This is a genomic window from Microcoleus sp. S13C4, assembly GCF_036700865.1.
In the GTDB taxonomy this organism is placed as follows: Bacteria; Cyanobacteriota; Cyanobacteriia; order Cyanobacteriales; family Microcoleaceae; genus Microcoleus.
Genome location: NZ_JAUBPS010000050.1, coordinates 1 through 14,416, shown reverse-complemented (window position 1 = coordinate 14,416; position 14,416 = coordinate 1). Strand labels below are relative to the sequence as shown.

General features: G+C 45.5%; 10 protein-coding genes. 4 read left to right on the top strand and 6 right to left on the bottom strand.

Annotated elements, in window-relative coordinates:
• Window positions 1-218 precede the first annotated feature (218 nt).
• The 4 genes from QT996_RS19885 to QT996_RS28695 all read right to left on the bottom strand — a co-directional run bounded on the left by QT996_RS19885 (window position 219) and on the right by QT996_RS28695 (window position 6,720).
• Window positions 219-3,377: a PAS domain S-box protein gene (locus tag QT996_RS19885; RefSeq protein ID WP_333048486.1), complete on the bottom strand. Its 3,159-nt coding sequence runs from the start codon at window positions 3,375-3,377 to the stop codon at window positions 219-221.
• Window positions 3,374-3,772 (bottom strand): response regulator, encoded by a 399-nt coding sequence (locus QT996_RS19880; protein WP_333048485.1) that lies wholly within the window; start codon window positions 3,770-3,772, stop codon window positions 3,374-3,376. The genes QT996_RS19885 and QT996_RS19880 overlap by 4 nt, the downstream gene beginning before the upstream one ends.
• Window positions 3,773-3,840: 68 nt before the next feature.
• Window positions 3,841-6,378, bottom strand: coding sequence for a CBS domain-containing protein (locus tag QT996_RS19875; protein WP_333048484.1), 2,538 nt, complete (start codon window positions 6,376-6,378; stop codon window positions 3,841-3,843).
• A gap of 159 nt (window positions 6,379-6,537) precedes the next feature.
• Complete coding sequence (locus QT996_RS28695) at window positions 6,538-6,720, bottom strand: ATP-binding protein (protein WP_445304582.1); 183 nt, start codon at window positions 6,718-6,720, stop codon at window positions 6,538-6,540.
• 1,618 nt (window positions 6,721-8,338) lie between these two features.
• On the opposite strand from QT996_RS28695, the gene sds reads away from it, so the two are divergent.
• Window positions 8,339-9,310 carry a solanesyl diphosphate synthase gene (gene sds / locus QT996_RS19870; RefSeq protein ID WP_333048483.1) on the top strand — a complete coding sequence of 324 codons (972 nt, stop codon included), beginning with the start codon at window positions 8,339-8,341 and terminating at the stop codon, window positions 9,308-9,310.
• A gap of 136 nt (window positions 9,311-9,446) precedes the next feature.
• On the opposite strand, the gene QT996_RS19865 is transcribed toward sds, so the two are convergent.
• On the bottom strand, window positions 9,447-9,911 hold the full coding sequence (locus QT996_RS19865; RefSeq protein ID WP_333048482.1) for a hypothetical protein: 465 nt from the start codon (window positions 9,909-9,911) through the stop codon (window positions 9,447-9,449).
• A gap of 727 nt (window positions 9,912-10,638) precedes the next feature.
• Between QT996_RS19865 and QT996_RS19860 the strand changes: the two genes are divergently transcribed.
• The 3 genes from QT996_RS19860 (at window position 10,639) to QT996_RS19850 (ending at window position 13,101) form a co-directional block, all read left to right on the top strand.
• Complete coding sequence (locus tag QT996_RS19860) at window positions 10,639-10,989, top strand: hypothetical protein (protein WP_190737673.1); 351 nt, start codon at window positions 10,639-10,641, stop codon at window positions 10,987-10,989.
• A 107-nt stretch (window positions 10,990-11,096) separates the two neighbouring features.
• Entirely contained in the window at window positions 11,097-12,617 is a 1,521-nt protein-coding gene (ycf46, locus tag QT996_RS19855) for a stress-responsive protein Ycf46 (RefSeq protein ID WP_333048481.1), read from the top strand.
• Window positions 12,618-12,747: 130 nt separating this feature from the next.
• Window positions 12,748-13,101, top strand: coding sequence for a DUF1257 domain-containing protein (locus tag QT996_RS19850; RefSeq protein WP_006635781.1), 354 nt, complete (start codon window positions 12,748-12,750; stop codon window positions 13,099-13,101).
• A gap of 167 nt (window positions 13,102-13,268) precedes the next feature.
• Here QT996_RS19850 and QT996_RS19845 read toward each other — a convergent pair whose 3' ends face one another.
• Window positions 13,269-14,279, bottom strand: a complete 1,011-nt coding sequence (locus QT996_RS19845) for a glycosyltransferase family 4 protein (protein ID WP_333048480.1) — start codon at window positions 14,277-14,279, stop codon at window positions 13,269-13,271.
• Window positions 14,280-14,416: the final 137 nt, after the last annotated feature.

The window sequence follows — 14,416 nt, the reverse complement described above, 5'->3', positions numbered from 1 at the left end:
ACTCCCTCCGGGAGCAAGTCCTTTTATATTTACAGAACTTATCTTAGTTGAGATTTAAGATTTGAGATTAAAGAATTGGGAATGACTTATGATTATCAGGGTATGCAGCTTGGCTAGAAGTAAATTAGCCGATCGCCTGCGGGCTACTCTACAAATAGGCGCTCAAGCTAAATCATCTATAATCCTAAACTTGCCACTCTCCGTTCTTCCTTCTTCCTTCAACAATTTCTAAACTCCTCAATCAAATCAATAATCCGATCGCACCGGAAGTTATTCGCCAAATCGGCAATCGCGCTGCGGAAACTAGCATTAATAGGAGGAATCGACAACAGCAGGCGAAAAATCCGCTCGTTATCAACTGCATCCGCCGCAAAATACAATTCATTAATCCATTCAGCAGGCATAGCTTCAAAAAATGAAGCATTGAGCGTAAAAGCCAAATCAGCCGTTTCATTTGCCGTGGGAACCTCGCTGGACGCCACCGCATCAGAACTTAGCGAAGCTTCTCGATCGTAAACATAGTGGACTCCCAAATACTTAGCCATTTTTTCCAGAATCACTGGCTCCCGAAAAGGCTTCGCTACAAAATCATCGCAACCAGCAGACAAAATCAGCGATCGCTCCTCATCAAAAGCACTTGCAGTCAGAGCAATAATCACCGTTGCTTGACCTTTCAAATGCGCTTTAATCTGTTTAGTAGCTTCGTAACCGTCCATCACCGGCATCCGCATATCCATCCAAATCAAATGAGGTTCCCAACTCGACCACATTTCCACAGCTTGAACGCCATTTTCAGCCTCCTGCACCGCAAAGCCAAGGGATTTCAGCATTCTGACCAACAGCAATCGGCTTTCCAGGCGATCGTCAACAGCTAAAATCCGGTATTCTGGCTGTCCGGGTTCGAGACCCACAACGCGGCGAGCTGTTTGAACCACCTGAATTTCCACTGCATTAGGGAGCGAAACTTTAACATCAAATCTAAAAATACTGCCGCGACCGATGGTGCTTGTTACCGTCATCTTCCCTCCCATTAACTGGACAAATTGTTTGCTAATTGGCAAGCCTAAACCGGTTCCTTCTTGAGCTTTTTTTCCGCTTTCTGTTTGGGCAAAAGGTTTAAATAAATTGTCCATTTCTTCCGGAGAAATTCCCGAACCCGTGTCTTCCACTTCAAATAGCAAACAGCCATTGTCACTTAGCGGCATCTCGGCGTGACGTGGATTTTTTAACAGCTCATGTTTGATTCTCAAATTAACACCACCTTCCGCAGTAAATTTAATAGCATTTCCGACTATATTGAGCAACACTTGGCGCAATTTGCTTTCGTCTGTTTCTACATATTGAGGTAGGTCGGGGGGGAAATCAAAAATTAACTGCAACCCTTTTTTTTCGGCTTGGATCTTCAACATATTTTCAATATTTTTTAGCATTTTGTGCAAGCCGAAGGTGCTGTTATTAAGCGTCAGCAGTCCGACTTCAATTTTTGACATTTGTAGAATATTGTTGATCAGGACGAGTAAATGTTCCCCGCTCTGGCTAATAATTCCTAAGTATTGCTGTTGGTCGGCACCGAGGGCTGGGTCGCGAGCCAGCAGTTGGCTGAAACCTAGAATTGCGTTGAGGGGAGTTCGCAATTCGTGGCTCATATTCGAGAGGAATTCGCTTTTCGCCCTGTTGGCTCTGTCGGCTTCTTCTTTTGCTTTTTTCAGGGCTATTTCTGCTTGTTTGCGCTCGGTAATATCGCTAGCTGTGCCTGTTGTGCCGATGATGTTTCCTTCAGCGTCCAAACGCGCGATTACCTTTGTATTTACATCAATTGGTCTGCCGTCTTTTCCTAAAACTATACTTTCGTACTGAAACACCGCATCTGGCGTCAGTAAGCGCTGCTGAAGTTCCCTGTTCCGGTCTATTTGTGCGGGCGCTAAAAAATCGCTAAAAGAACACCCCATCATTTCTTCAGGGTCGTAACCGTAGATTTGTTTCACTGCTTGGTTCACAAAAGTAATGTGTCCTTCAGCATCGCAAGACCAGATAATATCTTGAGAAGTTTCAACTAAATGCCGGTATTTTTCTTCGCTCTCTGCTAGGGCTATTTCTGCAAGTTTACGAGGGGTAATGTCCATCAAAGTTGTGAAGAGTTTTGTCACTTGCCCTTGTTGGTTGACAACTGCTTCTCCTCTGGCTTCGATGTAGCGGATGAAGCCGCCTTCACTTGTTTTTGACCGGCAATTATCGGCACCAATTGTCGGTTCCGCCCGCAGGATTCGGTATTCCAAACTGTAGGATTGCCCGCTAGCAATAGCAGCGTCGATCGTTGTTTGCCACTTTTGTCGATCGCCGGGATGCACGTATTGCGAAAACTCAGTTAGTGTTGGCGCAGGCTGGGTTGGATCGAACCCAAAAATCCGAGATAACTCTTCCGACCAAGTAGTTGTGTTGGCCGAGAAATCGTATTCCCAATTGCCGACGCGGGCGATTCTTTGCGCTGCTGCTAAAGAAGCCGCTACAGCTCGGAGTTTTTCTTCAGCTAATTTGCGATCGCTAATATCTTGAATCACAGAAATCACGCAGGTTTCGCCATGAATGTCAATGATTTCTGCGGACAGCAGCCCAGTTCTGAGCTCCCCAGTTTTAGTGCGAAAATCAAATTCGTAGTTGAGAACAATTTTTTTTTCGTCTAAAATTTTAAACAACTCGACGCGGGCTTGTATATTTTCCCAAAAATTCAACTCCAGCGCCGTGCAATCGAGAATTTCTGCTGCCGAATAACCGATTGTCTGGCAAAAAGCCTCATTAACTTCTAAATAACGACCGTCATTAAGTCGGGTAATAGTAATTGGGTTAGGAGAAGAACGAAAAGCTTTAGCAAACTTTTCCTCAGACAAGCGCAGTTGTGCAGTCCGCTCCTCAACTAAAGTTTCCAATTCTTGATTCAGCTTTTGGAGTTGAGCATTTTGTTCCGCTAATTGCTTCTCCCTAAAATAGCTGTTTATCGCTTCTTTTACCGTCAACTTCAAATCTTCGGACTGCCAAGGCTTGGATATGTATCGGTACAATTTAGCATATTTAATAGTATTTGCCACGGCTTCGAGGTCTGCTTGCCCAGTTAGCATAATTTTGATAGTTTTTGGCGAGATTATGTGAATCTGCTTCAGCAATTCGTCCCCTTTGATATTGGGCATCAAATAGTCAGAAATTACTGCCACAATTTCGCAGCCCTCCGCCAGTAATTCCTCCATTAACTCTAAAGCATCTTCGCCACCTTCAGCGGTTTCTAATAAGTGTTCTTCTCCCAGGGCTTTTTTTAACTCTATTTTTAAACTTTCAAGAATTATCGGTTCGTCATCCACGCAAATAATCACAGGTTTATTATTCATATTTTTGCCAAACCCGATTTTATAGTTTCTACTAATTCTTTTCGATCCCATGGCTTGTACAAACAACTGTGCAAGTTGGCTTGCTCTTTCACCCGTGCTATTGCTAAGTCGTCGGCTTGCCCGGTCAGCATGATTTTCACAATATTTGGATATTTTTGGTGAACTACAATCAAAAACTCCTCTCCTTTAATACCAGGCATTAAGCAGTCAGATACTATGACCAAAATATTACTTTCATCTTCTTTTTGAATTTCTTCGATTATTTCCAGAGCTTCATCTGCATTTTCTGCTACTTCATAGAGGTAAGCATCGCCAAATTCTTTTTTTAGTTGAATTTTTAAACTATTTAATACCACAACTTCATCGTCAACGCACAAAATTACTGGTTTGGGCATAGTATTTCCTCTATTTAATTTTTTAAATGGGGGCGTTTTATCTCAGTTTTTAAATTTCACTCAGAGATTTAAATGGGCAAGGATACAGTGAACTTTGTTTGACCAGGCACGCTTTCTACTTGCAGTTCACCTTGGTGTTTTTCCAGAATTTTTTGAACTATATCTAATCCCAAACCACTGCCTTCCCCTGGAGGTTTAGTTGTGAAAAACGGCTCAAAAATTCTCGGCATAATCTCTGGGGCAATGCCTGGACCACTGTCGGTAATACTGACTGATATTGCGTTCGCTTGGTGTTTGACATCAATTTTTAACACTCCTTTGTTGCCCATCGCTTGTAAAGCATTGTGAACCAAATTTGTCCAAACTTGATTAAGTTCATCAGGATAGCATAGCACAGAGGGCAAATTAGTACCATAGTTTCTGACTACTTCCACACCGTGTTTGATTTGGTAGTGGTAAAGCGTTAAAACAGTATCAATACCGTCGGTAATATTAGCGATTACTTTGGAACCCGACTGGTCGTAACGAGAGTAGCTTTTCAAAGCAAAAACGATTTTGGCTGCCCTATCTGTGGCAGTAGCAATATTTTTAGTGCTTTTTTGAACCGTAGCAAATTGGTAGGCTGTTTGTACAACAATATTTCGACTTTGGCTGTCTTTCAACAAAGGCAAAAAACCTTCTAGATTATTGCCGATACCGATATCTAATAAAGTACAGGCAAGACTGGCGGCGTCGTCAATATTTTCTGATTCTAATTGCCCCTGCAAAATTTTTTTTAACTGACGTTTTTCTTTACTAGATAATGTATCTGTTTCTTGGCTGGACTTGTGTAGCAAAGCAAAGAAATCCTGCCGCCGTTCCGGGGATAGTTGTTGAAAAAATATCGGCAACTGCTGCAATTGTTCCGTCCAGAAGTCGGCGATGTTCTGCACAGAAGAGCGAATCGCCCCTAAAGGAGAATTGATTTCATGAGCAACTCCGGCAATTAACTGTCCAAGGGCTGCCATTTTTTCTGATTGAATGAGTTCTTTTTGAGTCCGCTTCAGTTCTTCTAAGGTATGAGATAATTCTGCATTTTTTTGGCACAGCGCTGACTCGGCTATTTTGCGGGCGTTGATGTTGCGGGCAACCCAAATGACTGCATCTTTTGAGAACAGAGAAATGCAGGCGGAAAACCAAATTTCGCGACCACAAACTGTTAAGCTGTAGTCAAAATTGAGAGTTTGTTGTGTTTCTAACACTTGCTGAACTAACACCCACCAATCATCTGGGTTTTCCTCGTCAAAAAAATGTTCTATGGTCAAGCTGACTATATCACAATCAGGCTCAGAAGCCGCTGCCACATTCGTTGGCAAAACTTCTATGTTCCGCTGATGGTCTAGCACGAGAACGATGTCGGTCATAGCTTCAAAAACGGTGCGGACTTTCCTTTCAGAAAAGTGCAATTTTTCTTCGAGCAATTTTCTACTGCTAATTTGTTGCTGCAATTCTTCGTTACTGGCTGCTAGTTGAACTGTGCGGTCTAGAACTCGCTGTTCGAGTTCGGTGTTGAGGCGGCGAACTTCAGCTTCAGCGGTGCTGCGGTCTTGTATTTCCTTTTTTAATTGACTGTTGGCATTAATTAATTGTAAAGTTCGCTGCTTGATTTGTTCTTCCAAATTATCATTTAAAATTCGCAATTTTTCCTCTACTTCTGTTCTCCGCAACGCTTCTTTTTGCAATTCTTCGTTCATTTTGTTCAACTCCTGAATTTTGTCGGCAACTGTTTCCTGCAAAAGCTCGACATTTGCGTGCATTTCTACCGGATCTAAGGCTTGCAGCAGGCTAATTTCAGTCACAATTCCGGCTAAATATCCTTCCTCGTCCACCACCACCAAGCGGCGGATGCGGTGCTGCTGCATTAACTGGTGAGCCTGCCACAAGGTGGCTTTTACCTGCAACGCTATCAGCGGAAAACTCATCGCGGCGGTGACTGGAGTGCTGGCGAAATCGAGCCCAGAAGCTTGGAATTTAACAATGTCGCGTTCTGTAATTATGCCCACAGGTTTTTGATTTTTGTTGTCACTTTCACTGCAAATGACTATGCAGCTTTTCCGCTGGGTTCTCATCTGTTTTGCGACTTCTAAAACTGAGGCGCTGCTTGAGGTAACTATTACTTGTGTAGTCATAATTTCTTGAACCCGCCACGTTTTCAGCAAGTCGGTCGGCTTGAGGATTTGACGGATGCTTTCGCAGGTGATAGCGCCTAGCAACTTGCCACCTTCGTCTGTGAGGGGTAAATGACGCATTGTTTTCGATCGCAATATGCTCAATACCTTGAAGATATTCCCCGCTTTATCGAGGGAAATGGCGATCGGGTTTTCAGTCATCACCTCAGAAATTGCCACCCCTGCTAGCGGTATTTCGCTAGCAGTTATTTTCACAACATCGCGCTCTGTCAAAATTCCGAGCAATTGCTGCTCAAACGCGATTAAAATGCAACTGGCACTCGCCTGACTCATGGCAGCAATTGCGACTTTCAAGGGTGTGTCTGGAGGCAGCACCGGCGGTTTGGGGTCGATCGCCTGTTCTAGCAAGCTGTGGGTATCAGAAACTGTTGTTGACATGGGCAAATCAAGGGGGATAGATGCAGGCGGAACCGCCACTTAATACCATTTTAGATTTCCGATTTTACAGTGGCGGTACCCTGACCGCAATCCAGGTTTGACATCAGTCTAGAGTTGCATTTTTAGTCGCGTATTGGTATGATTTTTAGTACGATCGCGCTAAACGGCGATCGGAAGTAACACCATACACGTCCTTTGACCGATAACTGATGTTATTTCTATTTTACCCGAATGTTTTTCCACACTTTTTTTAACAATCTCCCGATCCAACCCGCTGCCTTCCTCGGGTTTTGTAGTAAAGAACGGATCAAATATTCGTGGCCAAATTCCCGAGTAATTCACTTGCCACTGACGAGCAGGCTCTGATTGTCGGCTCTCACCTCTACTTTTAAAACTCGGCAATTGTCTATCGCTTGTAAACCATTGTGCATCATATTTATGGCAACTTGTTTGAGTTCGTCGGGATTACCCAACACTTTAGGCCGTGGAGCTTGAGAATATCTGACAACTTATAGTCTGTGTTTTAGTTATTTTAATTAAAAGTTAATAGAGTTTTAATGCGGTCATTAATATTCGCAATTAATTATTTCTCCTATAGTTATAACAAGGTTTTTTTAAATTATTAAAAATTACTTTTGTTGCTCTCTCAAGCAAATCCTCTTCTTGGTAAACTGTGAATAAATGGCAGAAAATATATGACTGAATCAGCCATTTAAGCACCCTTTGATGAAATATTGGATTGCAGTGCAAGTTTATGGATTCCTTCTGTTGAGCAAGCAGGTTGCTAACTTTAGAAAATTCGCGTTTTATTTCTGTAAGTTCTTGCCCTACAAAATAGGAATATTGAGAGTTTTGGCACAATCATCTACAACTTCAAACTCAGCTTTTTTGAGAACACTTTAATAGCTTTCTCGCAATATTGGCCGGGTTTCCCTCACATGAAACTTGCTGTGAGCGATACAAGCTGCTACTAAATCTAATATCCTGCCTCAGAGGCTGTGGGCATTGAACATCGATAACTGTAGCTATGTGTTGCAGTAACTAGCAGCCCAGAAAATCACGGTGCCGGCAATTGTAAATAATAACCCTGCCTTTGCGCGCAAGCATTCAAGGCAGGGTTATTATTGAGTATTCCGAATTCTCAACTGTGAAGCGAGGGCGCTGCTGCCGACTTCGGCTGCCCAGCAGTGCACTACTCGCCCAGTCGAGTTATTTTAGCGCTGCGTTGGGCCAACATCAGCAGTACATAAATAGTCATTACATAGCCGGCGGCCAGAATGGGAATAATTAGAGGAATATCGCGATAAATCATAATTAGAACCAAAAGTCAAGGACGAGGAGGAGCAGGACAAGTTCAAGACCTACTACATTAAGTCAGCACGCAAGACCATGCCTTGGTTCTGAAGGCTGTTTTTCCATATCAAGCCTGCGGGAACATTTAGGCGTTCCCGGTCATCAATAATGATTTACTGCTTTACAGATGCTTAAACAGCCTAAAACCATCCACTTTAGCTGCTTTGAGCTACCGTGCACATAAGATGCGCTACTCTTAACTTCTGAAAACTTTTAGCCGCGAGGAACTAAAAATCTGTCCCAGAAATTTGGGCTGCGATCGACTAACAAGGCTGGCTCTACGAAACTTTTACAGGCACCTAAAAGCTACCTGCCAGTCTGGCTGTACTTAATGTATAGAATTGTTTAAATCCTTAATACCCATAATAACACAGGGTTTCTGGGATTTAGAGATTTTTTGGCCGTGCCCTTAACAATTCGATACAATAGGGGCAACCCCTCTGGCAGCCGGCTACTCGCCTCTGGCAGGCGGGTGACTCCCATCGGGCGGCCGATGACAAATAGCTGCCGATCGCCTAGATTTTTCTTTTCTATTGCAGAGAATTACCTTAAAATAAAGATATGATTTGTAAAATTTTGTTACTTTACGGCTTGAGTCGGCGTATCCATGATCTCTAGCACTCTCCTATTTTCCTCGGTTGAAGAAGACCTGCGACTGTTGACAGAAAACTTAAAACAGTTAGTGGGTGCCCGTCATCCCATCTTGTACGCGGCTGCAGAATACTTATTCGGCACAAAGGGAAAACGAGTGAGACCCGCAATCGTTCTGTTGATGGCCAAGGCGACTATGCCCGATCGTGCAATCACAGAAAAACACCGGCGCCTCGCTGAAATCACGGAAATGATCCACACAGCAAGTTTGGTTCACGACGACGTGGTTGACGAGTCGGATCTGCGGCGGGGAGTACCGACGGTACACAGTAGGTTTAACAACCGAGTGGCAGTATTGGCGGGAGATTTTCTGTTTGCTCAATCTTCCTGGCATTTGGCAAATCTGGACAACCTGCCAGTAGTCAAGCTGCTTTCCGAAGTGATTATGGATTTAGCGGAGGGGGAAATTCAACAGGGACTAAATGGATTTGACACCAGCTTGTCGATCGAAGCGTACCTCGAAAAAAGTTACTACAAAACAGCGTCTTTAATCGCCAACAGTTCCAAAGCAGCCGGCTGTCTGAGCGAGGTTTCAGCGGAAATAGCAGACGATTTGTACAACTACGGCCGCAATATTGGTTTAGCCTTTCAAATAGTAGATGATATATTAGATTTCACCGCTTCAACGGAAACTTTGGGGAAACCCGCAGGCTCGGATCTCAGAAGCGGGAATCTGACAGCGCCAGCGCTATTTGGCTTAGAAGAAAAGCCTTACTTGGAAGTTCTCATAGAACGCGAGTTCGCCGAAGAAGGAGATATAGAGCAGGCCCTGGCATTGGTAGAAGATTCTAAAGGCATAGAGCGATCGCGAGAACTAGCCACCCATCACGCACAGAAAGCCGTCGAATACTTAGCTCCGCTGCCGCATTCAGAGTCCCGCCAAGCTTTGATTGACTTGGCAGATTACGTTTTGAGCCGACTTTATTAGAGGTGAAAAAGTTACATACACTTTACGAGGAATTGGTAATGGGGAATTGGTAATGGGGGAGGGGTAATGAGTAAGGCCCGATGCCCGATGCCCAGTCTCTAATGCCCTATTACCAATTAATAGGAAATTAACTTGTTTAAGCAATATCGGGCGGTGGAGCCGATCGATACTGTTGCAAGTAAACGTTAATTAAACTCTGTACTTGCTCGCGAGGGATTTCCGTCCCGACTTCCTGATTGCCGGGGCTTTCAAAAAAAACAATGCTGTCAAGACCTTCCAGAGCTATCATCTGAAATAAAATGTGAGTGACAGGCAAAACCACCGGTCTCAGGCGATCGCCCCCTGCAGCGGCAGCCTGCGACGCATCTTTAATACTGGTCCAAGCATAAATCACCCTCTTCTCCCGTCCCGGTTGCTTGAGATTGCTCAAAACCACGATCGCCCAACTTTGGTCTACCGCTTGCAGGATCGAGTATTCGAGGTGCTGTAGCTGTTGGGCAATTAACACCAGGGCCGGGGCGATCGCCTTTAAGATTTGTGGCGTCGAACCGTCGGGCGGAGCTTTTTCGATCAATGCTTGAATCTGTTGGTCTAAATCCATCAGTCAGTTCTTTGATATCTAAAATTAAAAATTTCAGGTTAGCAGGTGCGCGTCCAAGTATATATTACCCAGCACTGCCCCATAGAGATAGTACGCCATGTGGGGAACGAGCGTCTCGCTCGCGAGGGCGCCGGGAAAACGGCACGAACGGCTTGATTCCCTGCGCTCTACAAAACAGACTTGCCACATCAAACTATTTCCACTACAGGGCGTTGCTGAATACAGGTATGAATGGAAGATTTAGGAATTGCTATAAGCCAAGTATGGTGAGTTCTGTAACTTCCCATAAAACTTTATTCATACCTGTATTCAGCAACGCCCACTATAGAACCCATTTGAGATCTTTTCTGAAAAAATCAGGCAGACAAACAAGTCGTCTCACATAACTCAATAGCCACAAGACGAGAAATCATGGGGCGATGGTGGCAAAAGAACCCAAATCCATATCGCACAGGGCTTACGCTTACAGCAATAGATCTCAAATGGGTTCTATATATCTATTGTTGATATTTATAATGGGTCGATCGTCCTTGACGCTACCCATACCTGCCGCTACACCTCGGCCTCATCAGCTACACCCCTAACTTTTTCGTTGTTAACTGCCCCAGAGTTACCTCAAATGTAACGAAATATTACAAGATGACGCTAAAGCAGCATAGAGGCTTGACAGCAAAGAATGAAGCGGCTAATCTGATATACATACCCGGGTAAGTCAATTCACTGTCATATGCAAGAAAAGCAAAAAGTTACATTGTATCTTCCACCAGAACTGCATCGCCAGCTCAAAATCCGAGCCGCAGTCGAAACAGAACCGATGTCATCAATTGCAGAAAGGGCAATTGTCTTCTACCTAGGAAATCCCGAACTGGTTGACGAAGTTGAAGCGTCCTACGGACAAACCCATCGGGTATACAACTGTCCAGAATGCACGGGTTCAGTAGTAATGCGAGATGGAGAACTGGCATCCATAACAAGTCAGCCGAGCGTATTGGCTGAACAGGAGCTTCCAGTAAAGCAGGTGTCGGGCGTCAGTGCCAGCACGGCCAAACCGGGAGAGGAAGAATTGGTTCCCTGCTAAGAATGCCTTGCTTCCCCAAAAAGCTAGAACTGAAATTTTCAGTAACAGAGCCAAGGGCAGCATTGAGATTCAGCAAAGATAGCACCGTCTCTAGTGGGTCGAGGACTATGCAAGAAGAGATCAGTATTCTAATCCAAGCTCAATATCCTCTGATCTACCTCGTGACATCCGAGGAAGAGCGGTGTGAGCAAGCAATATCGGCAATAGCTCAAGCCAAGCCGCAGCGGCGAGTCTTTGTCTGGACTGTAACCCAGGGCATGATAGAGTACGGTCAACCTCGTGCGAACACTCAGCAAAGCACCCTCTCGCCACAGGCAGCACTGGAATGGGCGATCAGGCAGCGAGAACCAAACAGCAACGCTAGTATCTACATTTTCAAAGACCTGCATCCTTTTAAAGATGATGCCACTGTAACAAGGTTGTTGCGGGATGCGATCGCCAACTTCAAAGGAACGCAAAAGACAATTATACTGATGTCTCCTTTGCAGCAAATTCCGATCGAGCTAGAAAAGGAAGTAGTGGTTTTAGACTTCGCGCTCCCAGACATGAAGGAACTCAACCAAGTATTGTCTAACCAGTTGGAGCAAACGAAATCGCGACGCATTACCACAGAAGCGCGAGAAAAACTTTTAAAAGCAGCCTTGGGATTGACCAAGGACGAAGCTGAAAAAGTTTATCGCAAAGCCCAAGTTTCTACGGGGCGCCTAACAGAAGAAGAAGTAGACATCGTTCTGTCGGAGAAAAAGCAATTAATTCGGCGCAACGGGATTCTAGAGTTCATAGAAGAAGACGAAACCCTGGATGCAGTGGGGGGTTTAGAAGAACTCAAAAGGTGGCTCAGGCAGCGTTCCAACGCCTTTACAGAAAGGGCGAGAGAATACGGTCTGCCCCAACCAAAAGGGATGTTAATTCTCGGCGTACCGGGATGCGGAAAATCCCTGATTGCCAAGACCACCTCCCGACTCTGGGGACTGCCGCTGCTGAGGCTAGATATGGGTAGAGTCTACGACGGCTCGATGGTGGGTCGATCGGAAGCCAACCTCCGCAATGCCCTCAAAACCGCAGAATCCATCTCTCCAGCCCTCCTCTTTATCGACGAACTAGACAAAGCCTTTGCAGGAGGCACTGGTTCGGCCGACTCAGACGGAGGCACCTCCAGCCGGATTTTCGGTTCATTCCTCACTTGGATGCAAGAAAAGACTTCCCCAGTCTTCGTAATGGCAACAGCCAACCGAATCGAGCGGTTGCCGGGAGAATTCTTGAGGAAAGGCCGATTCGACGAACTCTTCTTTGTTGATCTGCCTACCAAAGAAGAACGCCAAGATATTTTTAAGATTCACCTCTCAAAGCGGCGTCGGGAAATCACTCGCTTCGATTTAGAGCAACTTTCTAATGTTTCCGACGGCTTTTCAGGTGCAGAGATTGAGCAAGCGCTAGTAGCAGCAATGTACGAAGCCTTCGCTCAAGATCGAGAGTTTACGCAGCTCGACATTATAGCGGCCATTAAATCCACAATGCCACTGTCTAAAACAATGACCGAACAGGTCACCGCCCTCCGAGATTGGGCGAGACAGCGTGCACGGCCCGCTGCGTCTTCCGTCGCTGAATACCAGCGAATGGAATTCTAAAAGCTTTCTCCTGGTCCAAACAGGAGCAAAGGCTAGCAACAGCTAGCAGTTCGATTCAAGAGCCGCCCAGCGGCACCGTTAAATCCAGACCGTTGTTGTTTCTCTCTCAGTTTTATTAGGAGGAAATCCAATGTCTCACTTTAGCACTCTGCGTACCAAAATCACCGATGCCGAAATCCTGAAAGCTTCCCTGCGCGACTTGGGCATTTCAGTCAAGTCAGAAGCTGATGTTCGTGGCTATAACGGTCAGCGCGTTCGCTCCGACATCGTAGCGATTCTCGAAGGCGAATATGACCTAGGTTGGTCTCGCAATAGCGATGGTTCTTTTGACCTAATTGCCGACCTCTGGGGCGTCGCCAAAAAACACAATCAAACTGAGTTAATCAACTCCATCAACCAGAAGTACGCAGTTAACAAGACCTTGGCCGCAGTCAAGCAGCGCGGTTTGCAAAATGCCAACGTTAAGCTGGTAGTGCAAAACTAATTGATCTGCAGGTTTCCAAGCTCGCGGGTTAACCAAACAAACGGGTTAACCCGTTTTTCGATCGCTAGGATGTAGAGGGGGGTCTTTGGACAGCCACATACTTTTTTAGCACCCCCAAGCAACAGCTTTCAGGTTGAAAGCTGCTTTATGCTTTAATGGTCGGCTACCTAATGCTTCGGGCAATCGTCGATCGTTTGTTGATAAATTTCAAGTATTCGATCGACTTTCCGTTCCCAGTCAAAATGCTCCCGAACGCGCTCCCGCCCCGCAGAACCCATACTCTGCCGCAATTCAGGCGACTGGGCTAGCTTGAGTATCGCATCTGTCAGTCCCTTGACAAAGCCTTCTTTAGAAGCTGGTTCTACTAAAATACCGCAACTGGAATTCAGATAATCCGCTGGACCGCCCCAGTTCGTTGCTATGACGGGCAAGCCCATTGCCATTGCCTCCATCACCACTGCCCCGCCGCATTCCCGCAAACTGGGGAAAACCATTGCATCAGCTTGTTTCAGTTTGATAGCGCACTCCTCCTGAGACAGCCAGCCACTAAATACAACGCTGCTGTCGATGCCTAAACGAGCTGTTTGAGCTTCAAGTTCCCCTCGGATGTGCCCATCACCGATGATTTCCAAGACTGCATCGGTTTGAGCAGCGACGGGCGCGAAGGCTTCCAGCAGCAAATCTACAGCTTTCCAGTCGATCAGCCGGCCTAAAAAAATAAAATGAACCTGCCCGGTCGCTGCTCTTGATAAGCTACAGTCCGATCGCCACACCGAGAAATCGACGCCGTTTTCCACAAGTTCAATAATTTTACCCTGGACCCCAGATGCAAGTGCCTGCTTCGTACGATCGTTGGCCACTAACAGCGTCTCGGCTTTGATTTTACCTGGAAAAAGGCGATTGAAGAAATCGACGCACTTGTGACCGAGCTCGATTAAAATATCAATGGTAGGATTTTGGCGCGATCGAAAAGCCAGAGGAAATTTAACCGACGTGTTCATCGGCCCGATAACTACCGGCACCCCCAATCCGAACATCAACGAAGGAACTGTTGCCGAGACTGGTATCGCTTCGTGTACAATACCAATCTGGTGTTCGCTCACGAGCCGGCGGACAATACGACGCTGTAGCACTTGGGTGTACAGGTGACTGAGCAGTCCAAAAGTAAATTCATTCACTCTTGCAGGGATAAATCGCCCGTAATTATAAAGCAGCCGGTGCAGCCAAGTGTCGGGTACAACTGAGATCTTGCACCATTCTCAATTAGCCATACTGCCAACCACTAACAGTGATGTCAAAACCCTGCTGACGAGCT

Excerpts from the sequence above, each read along its gene's own strand:
- QT996_RS19885 (WP_333048486.1), bottom strand. The coding sequence starts at position 3,377 with ATGAATAATAAACCTGTGATTATTTGCGTGGATGACGAACCGATAATT.
- QT996_RS19880 (WP_333048485.1), bottom strand. The coding sequence starts at position 3,772 with ATGCCCAAACCAGTAATTTTGTGCGTTGACGATGAAGTTGTGGTATTA.
- QT996_RS19875 (WP_333048484.1), bottom strand. The coding sequence starts at position 6,378 with ATGTCAACAACAGTTTCTGATACCCACAGCTTGCTAGAACAGGCGATC.
- sds (WP_333048483.1), top strand. The coding sequence starts at position 8,339 with ATGATCTCTAGCACTCTCCTATTTTCCTCGGTTGAAGAAGACCTGCGA.
- QT996_RS19865 (WP_333048482.1), bottom strand. The coding sequence starts at position 9,911 with ATGGATTTAGACCAACAGATTCAAGCATTGATCGAAAAAGCTCCGCCC.
- QT996_RS19860 (WP_190737673.1), top strand. The coding sequence starts at position 10,639 with ATGCAAGAAAAGCAAAAAGTTACATTGTATCTTCCACCAGAACTGCAT.
- ycf46 (WP_333048481.1), top strand. The coding sequence starts at position 11,097 with ATGCAAGAAGAGATCAGTATTCTAATCCAAGCTCAATATCCTCTGATC.
- QT996_RS19850 (WP_006635781.1), top strand. The coding sequence starts at position 12,748 with ATGTCTCACTTTAGCACTCTGCGTACCAAAATCACCGATGCCGAAATC.